Source organism: Rahnella perminowiae, from assembly GCF_019049755.1.
Lineage (GTDB): Bacteria > Pseudomonadota > Gammaproteobacteria > Enterobacterales > Enterobacteriaceae > Rahnella > Rahnella perminowiae.
On the sequence record NZ_JAFMOS010000525.1, the window covers coordinates 1 to 14,804 of the forward strand.

Annotated in this window: 16 protein-coding genes and 1 pseudogene; 7 read left to right on the forward strand and 10 right to left on the reverse strand. The window is 54.1% G+C overall.

Features of this window, described 5'->3' with window-relative positions; all coding sequences use genetic code 11:
* Positions 1-24: 24 nt before the first annotated feature.
* The 7 genes from J1785_RS11700 to nac all read right to left on the reverse strand — a co-directional run bounded on the left by J1785_RS11700 (position 25) and on the right by nac (position 5,441).
* Entirely contained in the window at positions 25-762 is a 738-nt protein-coding gene (locus tag J1785_RS11700; RefSeq protein ID WP_274384012.1) for an amino acid ABC transporter ATP-binding protein, read from the reverse strand.
* 12 nt (positions 763-774) lie between these two features.
* Positions 775-1,524: an amino acid ABC transporter permease gene (locus J1785_RS11705; RefSeq protein WP_129951002.1), complete on the reverse strand. Its 750-nt coding sequence runs from the start codon at positions 1,522-1,524 to the stop codon at positions 775-777.
* A 4-nt stretch (positions 1,525-1,528) separates the two neighbouring features.
* A complete protein-coding gene (locus J1785_RS11710; RefSeq protein ID WP_217219463.1) occupies positions 1,529-2,224 on the reverse strand; it encodes an amino acid ABC transporter permease in 696 nt (231 codons plus the stop codon).
* 50 nt (positions 2,225-2,274) lie between these two features.
* Positions 2,275-3,024 carry an SDR family oxidoreductase gene (locus J1785_RS11715; protein WP_013576018.1) on the reverse strand — a complete coding sequence of 250 codons (750 nt, stop codon included), beginning with the start codon at positions 3,022-3,024 and terminating at the stop codon, positions 2,275-2,277.
* A gap of 133 nt (positions 3,025-3,157) precedes the next feature.
* The gene (locus J1785_RS11720) at positions 3,158-3,940 is read right to left on the reverse strand and encodes a LamB/YcsF family protein (RefSeq protein ID WP_217219464.1); all 783 of its coding nucleotides are present in this window, start codon (positions 3,938-3,940) and stop codon (positions 3,158-3,160) included.
* Positions 3,937-4,377, reverse strand: coding sequence for an acetyl-CoA carboxylase biotin carboxyl carrier protein (locus tag J1785_RS11725; RefSeq protein WP_129951004.1), 441 nt, complete (start codon positions 4,375-4,377; stop codon positions 3,937-3,939). The genes J1785_RS11720 and J1785_RS11725 overlap by 4 nt, the downstream gene beginning before the upstream one ends.
* Positions 4,378-4,517: 140 nt before the next feature.
* The gene (nac, locus tag J1785_RS11730) at positions 4,518-5,441 is read right to left on the reverse strand and encodes a nitrogen assimilation transcriptional regulator NAC (RefSeq protein WP_217219465.1); all 924 of its coding nucleotides are present in this window, start codon (positions 5,439-5,441) and stop codon (positions 4,518-4,520) included.
* A 369-nt stretch (positions 5,442-5,810) separates the two neighbouring features.
* On the opposite strand from nac, the gene J1785_RS11735 reads away from it, so the two are divergent.
* A complete protein-coding gene (locus tag J1785_RS11735; RefSeq protein WP_217157415.1) occupies positions 5,811-7,016 on the forward strand; it encodes a pyridoxal phosphate-dependent aminotransferase in 1,206 nt (401 codons plus the stop codon).
* A gap of 68 nt (positions 7,017-7,084) precedes the next feature.
* Here the strand turns inward: J1785_RS11735 and J1785_RS11740 are convergent, their stop codons facing one another.
* The 3 genes from J1785_RS11740 to J1785_RS11750 are packed head-to-tail and all read right to left on the reverse strand — an operon-like array spanning position 7,085 to position 9,636.
* On the reverse strand, positions 7,085-8,071 hold the full coding sequence (locus J1785_RS11740) for a 5-oxoprolinase subunit C family protein (RefSeq protein WP_217219468.1): 987 nt from the start codon (positions 8,069-8,071) through the stop codon (positions 7,085-7,087).
* A gap of 11 nt (positions 8,072-8,082) precedes the next feature.
* Positions 8,083-8,793, reverse strand: coding sequence for a 5-oxoprolinase subunit PxpB (pxpB, locus tag J1785_RS11745; protein WP_129951007.1), 711 nt, complete (start codon positions 8,791-8,793; stop codon positions 8,083-8,085).
* A gap of 3 nt (positions 8,794-8,796) precedes the next feature.
* Positions 8,797-9,636, reverse strand: coding sequence for a transporter substrate-binding domain-containing protein (locus tag J1785_RS11750; RefSeq protein WP_217219469.1), 840 nt, complete (start codon positions 9,634-9,636; stop codon positions 8,797-8,799).
* A 239-nt stretch (positions 9,637-9,875) separates the two neighbouring features.
* On the opposite strand from J1785_RS11750, the gene J1785_RS11755 reads away from it, so the two are divergent.
* From J1785_RS11755 to dgoD, 6 genes and pseudogenes are all read left to right on the forward strand, one after another.
* Positions 9,876-10,796, forward strand: coding sequence for a DMT family transporter (locus J1785_RS11755; RefSeq protein ID WP_129990872.1), 921 nt, complete (start codon positions 9,876-9,878; stop codon positions 10,794-10,796).
* A 118-nt stretch (positions 10,797-10,914) separates the two neighbouring features.
* Positions 10,915-11,040: pseudogene (locus tag J1785_RS11760) on the forward strand (IS3 family transposase); the annotation flags it as partial.
* 251 nt (positions 11,041-11,291) lie between these two features.
* On the forward strand, positions 11,292-11,990 hold the full coding sequence (dgoR, locus tag J1785_RS11765) for a D-galactonate utilization transcriptional regulator DgoR (RefSeq protein WP_013575998.1): 699 nt from the start codon (positions 11,292-11,294) through the stop codon (positions 11,988-11,990).
* Positions 11,987-12,883: a 2-dehydro-3-deoxygalactonokinase gene (locus J1785_RS11770; protein ID WP_217219466.1), complete on the forward strand. Its 897-nt coding sequence runs from the start codon at positions 11,987-11,989 to the stop codon at positions 12,881-12,883. The genes dgoR and J1785_RS11770 overlap by 4 nt, the downstream gene beginning before the upstream one ends.
* Positions 12,867-13,484: a 2-dehydro-3-deoxy-6-phosphogalactonate aldolase gene (locus tag J1785_RS11775; RefSeq protein WP_217137954.1), complete on the forward strand. Its 618-nt coding sequence runs from the start codon at positions 12,867-12,869 to the stop codon at positions 13,482-13,484. The genes J1785_RS11770 and J1785_RS11775 overlap by 17 nt, the downstream gene beginning before the upstream one ends.
* Positions 13,481-14,629 (forward strand): galactonate dehydratase, encoded by a 1,149-nt coding sequence (gene dgoD / locus J1785_RS11780; RefSeq protein WP_217219467.1) that lies wholly within the window; start codon positions 13,481-13,483, stop codon positions 14,627-14,629. Before J1785_RS11775 ends, dgoD begins: the two co-directional genes overlap by 4 nt.
* Positions 14,630-14,804: the final 175 nt, after the last annotated feature.

A 14,804-nucleotide genomic window follows, 5' to 3' on the forward strand; every position in this document is an offset into this window, starting at 1 on the left:
CCTTAAGCGGGCTTCTCTAAATAATTAATGTTGCAATAAGTCACTTAAAAACTTCCTGGCACGTGGGTGTTGCGGGTGATTGAAGAAGTTTTCCGGTTTGGATTTTTCCAGAATTTTCCCCTGATCCATAAACCAGATTGTGTCCGCCACGTCGCGGGCAAAATTCATTTCGTGTGTGACGCACATCATGGTCATACCTTCACGTGCAAGACTGCGCATCACATTCAGGACTTCACCGACCATTTCCGGATCAAGCGCCGACGTCGGTTCATCAAACAGCATCACTGGCGGTTTCATGGCTAATGCCCGGGCGATGGCAACACGTTGCTGCTGCCCGCCGGAAAGCTGTGCCGGATAGGCATTGGCTTTGTGTGATAATCCGACACGTTCCAGCAGTTCACCCGCGTGCTTGCGTGCTTCCTGACGTTTCACGCCGAGCACCTTTACCGGCGACATCATGATGTTGTCCAGCACCGAAACGTGCGGGAAAAGATTAAAGTTCTGAAAGACAAAACCGATACGCGTGCGCAACTGGTTCAGGCGGGTGCTGGTGCCATGAATATCCATGCCATCGAACAGGATCTGGCCCTCTTCAATAGGTTCCAGCCGGTTCACGGTGCGGATCAGCGTTGATTTGCCCGAGCCGGACGGTCCGCAAACCACTACGACTTCACCACTTCTAATTTCTGCACTCAGGTCGGTCAGCGCCTGATATTCGCCATACCATTTATTAACCTGATTAAATAAGATCATCGGTCGCATCGTCGTTCCTTATTATGGTTGAGTCTTCAGCAGTGGAGCCTTCGTCATTTTCTCCGCTTCCGGCATCCGGTTCTGTCGTTTGCGCGTGATACGGGCTTCAAGCTTATTGGCCAGCCACGTCAGGCTGAAACAGATGATGTAATAGCCAATCGCGACAATCGCGAAGACTTGAAAAGGTTTGGTCAGCAGTTGGTTATTCACCTGATTAGCGGCAAAGGTCAGCTCCGGCACGTTAATGACGTAACCCAGCGTGCTGTCTTTAATGATAGAAACCAACTGGCTGACCAGACTTGGCAGCGTGTTGTATAACGCCTGCGGCAGAATAATCAGACGCAGCGTTTTGAAATAACTCATCCCTAAAGCGCGCGCCGCTTCGTACTGGCCGCCCGGCAGCGCCTGAATGCCGCCGCGCACGATCTCGGCGATATACGCACTTTCATAAATCACCAGCGTACACAGCATAGTGCTGAAGCCGCTGATGTTGTGACCGATTAACAGTGGAACGCAGAAATACGTCCAGAACACCACCATCAGCAGCGGAATGCCGCGTAAGCCGTAGACCCAGCAGGCAGCGGGCCAGCTCAGCCAGCGGAAAGGCGATAAACGCGCCAGCCCGAGCAGAATACCCACCGGCAGTGCAAACAAAACGGCCAGCAGGGAAATCAGTAACGTACAAAGTATCCCGCCCAGTGGCCCCTGCGGGTATTGCCCCATCAGGAACAGCATCCCGTTGTCGTGCAAAATCGTGAACATCTCGAGCATGTGATTACCTCGCGTAGGCCCGCTGGAACCGGCGGGCCAGCAATGCGCCAGCACCCATCAGCAGCAGAGAGAAGAACAGATAACTGGCAGAGGCCACCAGATACGATTCGAAAGTCCGGAACGTCTGGTTTTCAATATCACGGGTCACGTAAGTCAGTTCAGCTACGCCAATGACCATAGCCAGACTGGTGTTTTTGAACAGTAAAACGGTGTGGTTGAGCAGCGAGGGCAGCGCGTTGCGGATGCCCTGCGGTAAAATAACCGAACGCAGCGATCGGGTGTAACTCATGCCCAGCGCGCGTGATGCTTCGGTTTGCCCTTCAGGAATAGCGCGTAATCCGCTGCGGATGTCTTCAGAGAAATACGCCGCCTGACACAATCCGAGCGCAAACATCGAGAACAGAAACTCGGCGTTGAAATCGTTAATCCACATCTGCACAGATTCCGGCAGCAGCGTCGGAATGGCGAAATACCACATCATCAGCTGAATAAGCGTCGGTACATTGCGGTGATACGACACATAGGCGCGGACGAAATATTCGGCGGCGCGTTTGTGCGTCAGCCGGATGACGACCAGCAGCAGGGCAATACACATCGCGAGCAGCCAGGACCCCAGCGCCAGCTTGAGGGTGACAACCATGCCATCGACGATCATCTGCCCGAACTGACCGGTCAGGACTTTGCTGAAATCGAGCGTCATCGTATTTTCACCCTCCTGAATGGTTGAACTGTGGGTTTATAGGAAAAAGATCACAGACCTTCGCCGGGGCGCATGGTGGAAAGGCCACCGGGAACCTGCAACGTCGGGGTGATTTCGATGTTGCCGATGTTGACGGCAATCGGCGCAGAAACGGCAAACGCCACGCAATCGGCGATGTCTTTGGCTTCGGGCAGTTCAAAACCGTCAATGAAACGGCGGCGGGCTTCTTCGTGATCGCCGGAAACATTGCCGAAAATGTCAGTCGCCACGCGGCCCGGGCAGATTTCAGTGATGCGCACACGCTTGCCGTAGCAGTCAACGCGTAACTGGCGTGACAGGGCGTGAACTCCGGCTTTGGTGGCGTGATAAATCGAGTTGCCGCCGAAGTTATAAATCGCGGCAATCGAGGTGATGTTGATGACGTGGCCGCGATCGCGTTCCATCATGCCCGGCACCAGCAGGCGGCAAAGATGCAAAACGGCGCGCAGATTCACATCCACCTGCGTATCCACGGATTCTTCATCGGCGCTCAGGATAGAGCCGGGACGGGAAACCCCGGCGTTGTTCACCAGAATATCCACGCTGATCTCGCTGCACAGGCGCGTCACCGCGTCGAGGTCGCTGACGTCGAGCGCATGCGGAATACAACCGGTGCGGGCGGCGAGGGCGGCCAGCTGATCGGCGCGGCGCGCGACGGCATGAACGGTGATCCCTTCCTGACAAAGGCGTTCGACAATGGCTTCACCCATGCCGGCCGATGCGCCGGTCACCAGCGCGGTTTTGTAATCTGAAAATGGCATTGCGACTCTCCTGTTAAACCTCCGGCTCCATCATGTTCTGCCGGTGGGTGTTTTCTGACTGTATCCAGTAATTCTCAGACGGTATAAGACATAAACCGTGTGAGGCGATAAGAGGGGCTTATAACAGCGTGTTTTACCGTGCCATCTGGCGGCGTTGCCGGGCTGGCGGCATCAGCGCGATGTCCATTTCGGCAATAATTTCCCGCAGCGTATGCACCATTTCGAGGGATTCCGGCGTATCGCCGTGAACCAGAATCGATGTCGCATCCACCGGCAACGTCACGCCGTCGATGCTTTGCACCGTGCCTTCGCGCAGCAACTGCCGGATGCGCGCGCGTACCTGCTCTTTGTCATGAATAACCGCGCCCGGCAGCGTCCGGCTGACCAGCAGGCCGTTGCTTTCATAGGCGCGGTCGGCGAGAAACGTACCAATCACCGGCAAATCCAGCGCCCGCGCCATGCGTTCGACGGCGTTGCCGGGCATCGTGCTGATGATCATTTGTGCATCGAAATTCTTCACCGCCTGCAATAACACCCGTGCCAGCCGGGCGTCTTCGGACACCATATTGCCCAGCGCACCGTGGAAACTCATGTGCGTCAGCGGGTAATCCGCCGCTTTCGCAAAAGCAGAAAGCGCGCCAAGCTGATAGGTGACGTAATGCGCCATCACCTCCGGTTCGATATGCATCCGGCGGCGGCCAAACCCGGACAAATCGGGAAATCCGACGTGCGCGCCGAGATCCACCTGATACTTTTTCGCCAGCGCGACGGTTTTCGCCATAATCACCGCATCCCCCGCGTGAAACCCGCAGGCCACGTTGGCGGAGGTGATCAGCGGCATCAGCGCGGCGTCGTCGGCGATGGTGTAATCGCCAAAGCCTTCGCCGATATCGGCGTTTAAATCGATGTATTTCATGCGGCCAGCTCCTCGCGGCGTAAAGTGAAAATCTCCGCGCCGTATTCCACGCAGTCACCGTCTTCCACGAACAGGGATTCCACCACGCCCTGCACCGGGCTGCGCAGCGGCAGATAAATCACGCCGACTTTCAGCAGGCCGAGCAGCGCATCTTTCCCGACTTTTTCACCCGGTTGTGTGAACGGAATTTTGTTGAGCGGATGCCGTAACAACACAATGCCGGGGAAAGGTGCACACACCGCGTCGGGAGCGGTCAGCACGGGAAGCGCAGGCGTTTCGTCCGGCATGCGGCATGGCAAAATGGCGGGGGAGACTGGCGCGTATTTCATGCTGATCCGAAAGCCGTTTCCGCTGAGTTCAATCTGGCTCAGGCCGGACGTACGCATCTTTCGTGCGATATCTCGCAACTCGCTGAGTGCTGGTGCTTTTTTTTCCATATCCTTCCCGTCGAAGAGAGAGTGTCCCCGCGCAATAACGACGACAAAACGACCCGCTTTGCGGGCGGTAAAAGCACTCTATCGTGTCACTGCCGACGTCAGGAAAGAGGATTTCGCTTTGCGGTAATAAGGTGTGCTTATTACTCCACCAGCGTCAGTGGCCGGTTATCCACCGTGCGGCTGGCCATCAGCGACAGTAAAATCGCTTTGACCGCTTCGGCGGGCTGGGACAGCGGCAGATGGTCGGACATGCAAAATGACAGCGCCGCCTGAATATTCGGTTTATCAATTTTCGCCATCCACGAACCCGAGGCTTTGAGCATCGCGCGGGCGGCGGATTCCGGCATGATCGTGCAGCCTAAACCCGCCGCCAGCGCGGCATTGAGGGTGGTTTGCGATTCGATTTCGCATTTCACGCGGTACGTCACTGCTTCATGGATAAACGCGTCGTCGATGACTTTACGCATGATGTTGTAAATGCGCGGCAGGAACAGGTCATACTTTGCCACCTGCGCCAGACTGACGGATTTCAGCGGTTTGCTCAGCGCGTGCGGGCAGACGAAATACAACTCTTCTTTCATCAGCGGCATAAACCGTAATCCGTGAATTTCCCGGTTGCCGTAAATCACCGCCATATCCATCCGGCCATTCATGATCAGCTCGCTGAGCGTGGTACCGAAGTTTTCATTGAAATACAATACGATGCCCGGATATTGCCGGTGGACTTCTTCCATCAGCGGCAATGCCAGTTGCTGTGCGGCGGTGCCCGGCGCAAGCCCGACAGAAACGCTGCCCGAAAGTGCCAGCGCCGAGCCGTCAATCGCGCTCTGGGCCTGATCGCACTGGCGCAAAATGGCCTGCGCGTGGATATACAAAATCTTGCCCGCTTCGGTCGGCGTCACGCCGCGTTTGGTGCGGATCAGCAGTTGCTGATTCACTTCGCCTTCCAGCGTCGCGAGTTGCTGGCTGAGCGCAGGCTGCGCAATGTGCAGGATATCTGCGGCCTGAGTGAGGCTACCCACATCGACAATCTTGATAAAATATTTAAGGCGGCGGAGATTCACGATGGCATCCTCATCACGGAAACAAGTGGTGTTATAAGTAATGTGTATGAAGCAAGATGAGTGCCAACACGCACTAACAGGCTGATTTATGTCCGATATCCGGTTTTCCTTCTGATTTACCCGCCGATTTATTCACTGTATAGCCGGATGTTTTCTGCCTTTGCGCAGCCTCCCGAATAATGAAAATTCCCGCCTGCACTGCGCCGGTGCAAATTGCCTGATTTGCGCGTTCAGCCATTGTTTTGTGTTATGTCACCACAACAAAGCGCTATTGGTCGGCGCGGTCCGTTCCTCATTACTCTTTCCCCTGAAGTGCCTCATCGCTGTCCGTCTTTTTACGTTCGATAAAAACAATGGAACCCCAGGACCATGCCTGATATCGCCGATCGCTTAAAAAATGTCTCTGTTTCTGCCTCCGTCGCCATGACGCAAAAGGCCCGTGACCTCGCAGCCGCAGGCGTGAACGTCATTGCGCTTTCTACCGGTGAACCGGATTTTCCGACGCCCCCTCATGCCACGGAAGCCGCCTACGCCGCCGCGCTCGGCGGTGATACCCGTTATCCGCCAACCGACGGAACCCCGGCGCTGCGGGCGGCCATTGCGCGTAAATTTCAGCGCGATAACAACCTGAATTACGACGTGGGCCAGATCCTCACCGCAGGCGGCGCGAAGCAAATTATTTTTAACGCGATGCTGGCGACGATTAATCCGGGCGATGAAGTGGTGATCCCGACGCCGTCGTGGATTAGCTATGCGGATATCGTCAAATTCGCGGGCGGTATTCCGGTACCGGTGGCCTGCCCGGAGGAGAACAATTTCAAGCCGTATCCGCAGGACATCGACGCGGCGATTACGCCGAAAACCAAGTGGCTGCTGCTGAATTACCCGAGCAATCCGACCGGTTCCGTGGCAACCCGCCAGGAATTGCAGGCGATGGGGGAGGTGATGCTGCGCCATCCGGGCGTGTGGATCCTGACCGATGACATTTACGAACATCTGATCTATGACGACGTGACGTTTTATACGCTGGCCGAAGTGGAACCGCGTTTGCTCGATCGCGTGCTGACGGTCAACGGCGTGTCGAAAGCCTATTCCATGACCGGCTGGCGTTTAGGTTTTTGCGGCGGTCCGCAAGATCTGATTAAAGCCATGAGTAACGTGAACACGCAAAACAGCGGTGGCGTCACCACGCTCACGCAGGCAGCGGCGGTCGCGGTGCTTAACGGCCCGCAGGATTTACTGAAAGAGCGCGCCGAAATCTACCGCCAGCGCCGCGATTACGTGCTGGAGCGGTTAACGTCCGTGCATGAACTGCGCTGTCATAAACCGCAGGGTGCGTTCTATCTGTTCGTGAACATTGAAGGCTGCATCGGGAAAACCACCGCAGGCGGGCGTCACATCAATAGCGATGCCGATTTCGTGATGGCGCTGATCGAAGAAAAACACGTCGTCACCGTGCAGGGCGCGGCCTACGGCATGAGTCCGTATTTCCGCATTTCGTATGCGACCAGCATGGAAGTTTTGCAAGACGGCTGCGACCGGATAGCAGAGTTTTGTGCGGAGCTGAAGTCATAACGTCTGAGTCAGAAGCATAAAAAAACGGGCCTGTTCTGGCCCGTTTTCTGTTTCATCCATAGGGCGTTTTAAACCCCCATGATTTTCTTCACCGGCATAACGCTATCGCGCAGGCGGGTGAGCCACTGGCAGATCTGCGCCGCAACAGCAATGGCTTCGCGTGCATCGCTTTTGACCAACTGAATGCTCTGACCGGGCTGAACCTGCGCCAGGCGCCATAAGTCTTCTTCAATAATTCCGGCAATTTTCGGATAGCCTCCGGCGGTATTGGCGTCAGCCAGCTGAATGATCGGCTCGCCGGCAGGCGGAACCTGAACGATGCCGGGGACTAAACCGTATGAACGCATTTCGATGACTTTCGAGGGCGTGACCGGCGCGCCGGATAAGCGGTAACCGGTGCGGTTGCTGTGCAGGGACACTTTCCACGGCTGCGACCAGAAGCGGGGAAGATCGGCTTCAAACAGCGTGTATTCTCCGGCGGGAATAGCCCGCAGTTGCACGCATCCCTCAGTGCTGGTCGGGAATACGTTTGCCAGCGCGATCTCCGGCGGCTCGATGCCCATACCTTGCGCAGGCAGGGGAGATGCGGTGGTTTTACCCGCCGCGAGGCGATCGTTTTTCTCCAGTGGTCGTCCGTCTAAACCACCAAAACCACCACGCAGCGCGGTACTGCGCGAGCCCATAACGACCGGGACGTCAATGCCTCCGGCGACGCACAAATAGCTGCGCGCACCGTAACGCGGGAACTGCATTTCCAGTTCCTGCCCTGCGCGGACGGAACACGCCCACCAGGGCGGAAGATCTGTACCGTCGAGCTTCGTGCGGCAATCTGCGCCGGTGATGGCAATGCTGGTATCGGCGAGAAACCGGACCTTAAACGGAAACATCTGCACTTCAATGCAGGCGGCGTTTTCGTCATTGCCCAGCATGATGTTGCCCGCGTGAAACGCCAGCGGATCCATCACGCCGCTGACGGACACGCCGATATCCCGAAATCCGTTGCGGCCCGCGTCCTGAACGGTATTCAGCGGGCCGGTTTTCACTATTTCAATCACGGCTGGTTCAGTCACAATTCAATCCTTTCTGGCAGAAAGCGCACGCTGTCCCCCGGTGCCATGAGTGCAGGATTCTCCGCCTGCGGGTCAAACAGCGTCAGTTCGGCGAATCCGATGGCGTTCCAGCCGTTTGGCCCGGTCAGCGCGGAAATCCCGGTCTGTGCGCCGCCGATGGTCACGGTGCCTTTGAGCATATTCAGCGAGGGGACTTTTTTACGCGGCGTGGCCAGAGACGGATCCAGCCCGTGGAGATAGCCAAAACCCGGTGCGCTGCCCAGTGAAAACACCGTGTAGCAACCCTCGGAATGGCGATGGATGACCTCGCGTGGCGAAAGCCCGGTATGCTGGCAAACCGCGTCCAGATCGGTGGCATATTGGCCGCCGTAAATCACCGGAATTTCAATCAGTTTGCCTTGCGGATGTACGGCCTGTGCCTGTTCCCAGGCGGCCACCAGCAGGGCAAAGGTGGCGTCGTAATCTGCCGGTGTCTGGCGAAACAGCACCAGCAGATTGGTCACGCCGGGGATCAGTGATTCGATATCATTACGCGCACGCAATGCGACCGCCAGTGACCAGATGCGGCGCTGGGCGGGCAGGTCGAAATCTCCTGGCGCTTCAATCAGCCATGCACGGCTGCCGATGGTGGAGATTTTGATGTTGTCGCCCTGACTGGCAAGAATAAAAGAGGCGCGGGAAGGCGCCTCGTGCGACGCAGTGATCATCGGTTATTCCAGAGGTTCGAATTTAAGGCTGGAGAGCGGCTGTACTTTGTCTTCGCGCACCATTTTGTATTCGGTATTTGGCCCGATCCAGGTATCCCAGATTTTATCGATGGTGCCGTCGTCATCCATCGCTTTCAGGCTGCTGTTAACCTTCGCCAACAATGCCGGTTCGTCCTTTTTCATGCCGACGCCAATCGGCTCCAGCGCCATCGGCTCTTTGATCATCCCCAGTTCAATGCCATCTTTTCCGGCCTGAGAAATCATTTTGATGGCGGTCATGGTGTTGGTCACAAAGCCCACCGCTTTATTCTGTTCCAGCGCCAGAAAGGCCGACGCAGCATCCTGGAAGGTCACGGCTTTTGCGCCTGCCAGATAAATCGATTGTTCAGACGTTGTGCCTTTGGTGGCGCTGATGCGTTTGCCTTTAAAATCCGCACGAGTTTTATCGACGTTGGGCTTTTTCACCACCAGCACTTCTTTCGCCACATAATACGGGTCGCTGAACTGAATCTGTTGGCCGCGAGTTTTGGTATACGCCAGATTGGCAATCAGCACGTCGGCGCGCCCAGTGGTGATCACCGCAATGCGCGCCTCAATAGACGTCGGCATCAGATTGAGTTTTACGCCCATCTGTTTGGCTAACGCCGTACATAAATCGACGTCCATTCCCGCAAGCTGGCGCGTTTTCGGATCCGGCGACGAGAACGGCGGCACATCGGAATACACGGCACAATTGAGTGAACCGCGTGCCTGAATATCAGAAAGAACATCCGCTTTCGCAGAGGAAAAGGCCGCCATCAGTGGCAACGCCAGCAAGGAACAAGACAGTAACTTCAGTTTCATCATTCATTCTCCGGGATTTTTTAATTAGCAGTGTGTGACGACAACTTCCCCTGGCTCACTGTGAGCAAAACTGGCTGCGGTTTCTTTATGAGTCAGCCCGACTATATAAGCTCACCCTGGCGTTGTATAAGAAGTAAACCCTGTATGGCGATACGCTTTTTGTATGACCGGGAAAAAGGCAGCTCTGCCAGAATAGCGGACAGATTCATCCCGCTGCTCACCAGGAACGAAGGTTAATAATGAACGCCAGAATGGGTATTTCGCTAAAAATATTATCAGCCCTGTGTGCCACATTAATGCTGGCCTGCGTGAAAGGGTTAGGCGGAAATATACCTACCGGAGAAGTGATATTTTTTCGCTCTTTTGTTGCCTTATTCCCGCTGCTGATCTGGCTCAAATTGCAGGGCCCTGTTTTCCCGCAAATTAAAACGAAGAATATATTCGGCCATTTAATTCGCGGTTTTTCCGGCACGGGTGGAATGTATTTTAACTATCTGGCGTTAGTGTATATCTCGCTGGCGGATGCCACGGCGATAAGCTACGCCGCGCCGCTATTTACGGTGGTCATGGCCGCGGTTTTACTGCGTGAAAATGTTCACGCAGCCCGCTGGCTGGCGGTGGGCATCGGTTTCACCGGCATTATCGTCATGCTGTGGGCGCATCTGACAGACAGCGGTTCGCTGCTGTCGGGCAGTGTTAAGCAGGTTTCAGCGGGGCTGGGCGTGATTCTGGCGCTGCTGGCGGCGATGTGTACGGCCGTCTCTTCGGTGCAAATCCGTTTTTTAAATGGCATCGAAAGACCGGGCGCGATTGTTTTCTACTTCTCGCTGATGACCATGCTGATTGGTCTGGCGACGATTTTCTTCGGCTGGAAAATCCCGACTACCTTGCAGCTTTTACTGCTCATCGGTTGCGGATTTTTTGGTGGAATGGCACAGATCCTGATTACGCTGAGCCTGCGTTACGCCGATGCGTCGCTGCTGGCGCCTTTTGATTACACCACGATGGTCTGGTCGATGATGCTTGGTTTTCTGTTCCTCGACAGTTTTCCATCATCTTCTACGCTGGCCGGTGCGTCAATCGTGGCCGCAGCCGGGATTTTCGCCTTATTGAGTGAGAGGCGTATAAACAGAACGGCTATTATCAAATCAGCAAAGTAGGGGAGTAAGGGGGGCGGTAAGCATCCTGATCTCCTCCAGGATATCTCAAACGTGCGTGGAACTAAAACAGGTGTGCTTACATAATGGCTACGCGAATTTTAGCCAAGCCAGCACGGCAATAACGAATTTCATCACAGGCTATTACAGCCAGCTCAGACCCCATCAATATAATGGTGGTTTGACGCCGAATGAATCAGAAAGATTGTTCTGGAAAAACTCTAAAGCCGTGGCCAGTTTTTGTTGACCAGTACAGACCTCATACTCATTTTCCTCCAAACAGAAACGTCCTTCGTGCTAACCCATCCTGTTCAGCAAAATCGCAAGGCATTGTCCGTTTTGTGATCTGTATTGCAGTACGTGTTTAATAAATTGTACTACAATTTTCATGAAAATTAAGAACAATAGTTGTGAATTGTACGGTGATCTTGCGACGCATAGGCGCGATACAGGTAAAGTACCCGGCAACTTTTCCTTTTATTCTTTTGTGGAGCCTCTATGAGTAGCCAGGAGTTGAGCAAAACCGATCGCATTATTCTTGAGATAGGGCAGCAAATCGTCAGTGGCAAATATGCCCCGGGGTCTGCATTGCCAGCGGAAACCGAGTTGTGCGAAGAGTTCCAGACGTCACGGAACATCATTCGTGAAGTGCTTCGCTCGTTGATGTCGAAGCGGCTGGTGGAGATAAAGCGTTATCGCGGTGCTTTTGTGGCTTTACGCAACCAGTGGAATTATCTGGATACCGATGTTTTGCAGTGGTCGTTGGCGAATGATTATGACCCGCGGCTGATCCCGGCGATGAGCGAGGTGCGTAATCTGGTTGAACCGGTCATTGCCCGCTGGGCTGCGGAAAGGGCGACCTCCAGCGAATTAGCGGTTATTGAAAAGGCACTTAACGATATGATCGCCGATCACCAAAATCGTGACGCATTCAATGAGGCTGATATCCGTTTTCACGAAGCGGTACTGGCGTCGGTGCATAACCCGGTGCTGCAACAACTCAGTGTGGCGATAAGTTCCTTGCAGCGTGCCGTATTTGAACGGACCTATATGGCCGATGAAGCCAACATGCCGCGCACATTGAAGGAGCATCAGGATCTGTACGATGCGATACGGCATCAGAACGCAGATGCAGCAGAACAGGCGGCACTGACAATGATCGCCAGCTCGACCAAAAGGCTGAAGGATATTACATGAGAGAAAGTTATATCGCCATTGACTGGGGCTCGACCAACTTGCGCGCCTGGCTCTACCTGAACGGTGAATGTACCGATCACCTGGAGTCAGAAGCGGGGGTTACCCGGCTCAATGGCCGTACTCCTGAACAGGTTTTCCGCGACACACTTTTACCCTGGCAAGCTCATCAGGTACCGGTTCTGATGGCGGGAATGGTTGGCAGCAACGCAGGATGGATGACGGTACCGTATCTGCCTTGCCCGACGCGGCTGACTGATTTCTCCAGACAGTTAACGCGGGTGGAGCAGGCCACACCGTTCAACGCGTGGATTATTCCCGGTCTGAGTGTGGTCAGCGAGGGTAATTGCAATGTCATTCGCGGTGAAGAAACACAGTTAATCGGTGCTTATACAGAATGTCCGGCTTCGCTTTATCTGATGCCGGGAACGCACAGTAAATGGGTACAGATGGACGGTAGCGAGATTGTTGATTTCCGTACCGTCATGACCGGCGAACTCCACCATTTGCTGATGCACCATTCGCTGATTGGTATCGGGCTGACCGGGCAACAGGCAAATCCGGCGGTATTCCAGCAGGGGCTGGAGAGTGGTTTCAAAGAAACCAACATTATTCGCAGTCTTTTTGAGACCCGCGCGGCGCATGTGTTAGGGCAATTAGATAAAAGCGCCGTCAGTGAATGGCTATCGGGGTTGTTGATCGGCAATGAAGTGTCGCAAATGCAGCGGCAATACGGCATCACTGGCGATCAGCCCATCACCTTAATTGGGAGTCCCAAACTGACCGCACGTTACCAGCAGGCATTGAAGTTTGCCGGACTGACCTGGCAAACGCTGGAAGGCGATCGCGCTTTCCAGACAGGTATAAGGAGTATTATCAATGAGTTGGAATACTAAACTTCCGTTAATCGCCATTCTGCGCGGTATCACACCACAAGACGTTCAGGCGCATGTGACAGCATTGCTGGAGGCAGGTTTTGATGCAGTGGAGATCCCACTCAACTCGCCTGACTGGCAGCGCAGCATCAGTGAAACGGTGAAAGAGTTTGGGCATCGGGCGCTGATTGGTGCCGGGACGGTTTTACAACCCGCGCGAGTTGATGAACTGAATGCGATGGGTAGCCGTCTGGTGGTCACCCCTAATATTCAGCCGGAAGTGATTCGTCGGGCTGTGGGGTATGGCATGACCGTTTGCTCTGGTTGCGCGACCGCGACGGAAGCCTTCAATGCACTGGATGCGGGCGCTCAGGCGCTGAAAATCTTTCCTTCCAACGCATTTGGACCGGATTACATCAAAGCGTTGAAAGCGGTGTTACCGCCAGAAATTCCGGTCTTTGCCGTGGGGGGGATCACTCCTGAAAATTTACATCTCTATCTTAATGCCGGTTGTATCGGTGCAGGGTTGGGAAGTGATCTCTACCGTGCCGGACAGTCTGTTGAACGTACGACACAACAAGCTAACGCCTTTGTTAAAGCTTATAAGGAATCAACCCGATGAAAGTGACTAAACTAACCACCTACCGGCTACCGCCGCGCTGGATGTTCCTGAAAATAGAAACTGATGAAGGCATTGTCGGTTGGGGAGAGCCGGTTGTTGAAGGCCGTGCCCGCAGTGTGGAGGCTGCTGTGCATGAGCTGTCTGAATATGTGATCGGACAGGATCCGGCGCGCATCAATGACATTTGGCAGACTCTGTATCGCGGTGGATTTTATCGCGGTGGGCCGATTCTGATGAGCGCGATTTCCGGTATCGATCAGGCACTGTGGGACATTAAGGGCAAAGTCCTGGGCGTTCCTGTTTATCAACTGCTCGGTGGTCTGGTTCGCGATAAGATTAAAGCCTACAGTTGGGTTGGCGGCGACCGTCCGGCAGATGTGATTGAAGGCATTAAAAAGTTGAAAGGCATTGGTTTTGATACCTTTAAACTCAATGGCTGCGAAGAAATGGGCATGATAGACAATTCACGTAAAGTTGACGATGCCGTCGCTGTCGTGGCGCAAATACGTGAAGCATTCGGTAACAGCATTGAGTTCGGACTCGACTTCCATGGCCGCGTCAATGCACCTATGGCGAAGATTCTGATCAAAGAGCTCGAACCTTACCGTCCGCTATTTATCGAAGAACCGGTACTGGCCGAACAGGCAGAATACTATCCTCGTCTGGCTGCTCAGACACATATTCCCATTGCAGCCGGTGAACGCATGTTCTCGCGCTTTGAGTTCAAACGTGTATTGGCCGACGGTGGTTTAGCCATTATCCAGCCGGATTTGTCGCACGCGGGTGGGATCACGGAATGCTTTAAAATTGCGGCGATGGCAGAGTCTTACGATATTTCGCTGGCACCGCATTGTCCGTTGGGGCCGATCGCACTGGCTTCTTGCCTGCATCTGGATTTTGTGGCGCGTAATGCGGTATTCCAGGAGCAGAGTATGGGTATCCATTATAATAAGGGTGCCGAATTATTGGATTATGTCATTAATAAAGAAGATTTTACCATGACGGATGGTTATTTCTATCCGCTGAATAAACCTGGACTGGGCGTTGAAATTAATGAGGAGTTGGTGATTGAGCGCAGTAAGAATGCCCCTGACTGGCGCAACCCAATTTGGCGTTATGAAGATGGTGCTGTCGCCGAATGGTAACCTGTTCTATATATTTTAAGTAACAGAGATAACAAGTAAAACTATATCAATAAAGCAATTAATAATAATATCGATATATCCGTATTTGTTTTTTAATCCACATTAGGTGGGATGGCCATCTTATGCCCTGACACCAGGGACAGACTCATTAAGGTGATAATAATGAACATCGATC

Excerpts from the sequence above, each read along its gene's own strand:
- J1785_RS11715 (WP_013576018.1), bottom strand. The coding sequence starts at position 3,024 with ATGCCATTTTCAGATTACAAAACCGCGCTGGTGACCGGCGCATCGGCC.
- J1785_RS11725 (WP_129951004.1), bottom strand. The coding sequence starts at position 4,377 with ATGGAAAAAAAAGCACCAGCACTCAGCGAGTTGCGAGATATCGCACGA.
- J1785_RS11750 (WP_217219469.1), bottom strand. The coding sequence starts at position 9,636 with ATGAAACTGAAGTTACTGTCTTGTTCCTTGCTGGCGTTGCCACTGATG.
- J1785_RS11770 (WP_217219466.1), top strand. The coding sequence starts at position 11,987 with ATGAGAGAAAGTTATATCGCCATTGACTGGGGCTCGACCAACTTGCGC.
- J1785_RS11700 (WP_274384012.1), bottom strand. The coding sequence starts at position 762 with ATGCGACCGATGATCTTATTTAATCAGGTTAATAAATGGTATGGCGAA.
- J1785_RS11720 (WP_217219464.1), bottom strand. The coding sequence starts at position 3,940 with ATGAAATACATCGATTTAAACGCCGATATCGGCGAAGGCTTTGGCGAT.
- dgoR (WP_013575998.1), top strand. The coding sequence starts at position 11,292 with ATGAGTAGCCAGGAGTTGAGCAAAACCGATCGCATTATTCTTGAGATA.
- J1785_RS11755 (WP_129990872.1), top strand. The coding sequence starts at position 9,876 with ATGAACGCCAGAATGGGTATTTCGCTAAAAATATTATCAGCCCTGTGT.
- J1785_RS11775 (WP_217137954.1), top strand. The coding sequence starts at position 12,867 with ATGAGTTGGAATACTAAACTTCCGTTAATCGCCATTCTGCGCGGTATC.
- dgoD (WP_217219467.1), top strand. The coding sequence starts at position 13,481 with ATGAAAGTGACTAAACTAACCACCTACCGGCTACCGCCGCGCTGGATG.
- J1785_RS11735 (WP_217157415.1), top strand. The coding sequence starts at position 5,811 with ATGCCTGATATCGCCGATCGCTTAAAAAATGTCTCTGTTTCTGCCTCC.
- pxpB (WP_129951007.1), bottom strand. The coding sequence starts at position 8,793 with ATGATCACTGCGTCGCACGAGGCGCCTTCCCGCGCCTCTTTTATTCTT.
- J1785_RS11705 (WP_129951002.1), bottom strand. The coding sequence starts at position 1,524 with ATGCTCGAGATGTTCACGATTTTGCACGACAACGGGATGCTGTTCCTG.
- J1785_RS11710 (WP_217219463.1), bottom strand. The coding sequence starts at position 2,224 with ATGACGCTCGATTTCAGCAAAGTCCTGACCGGTCAGTTCGGGCAGATG.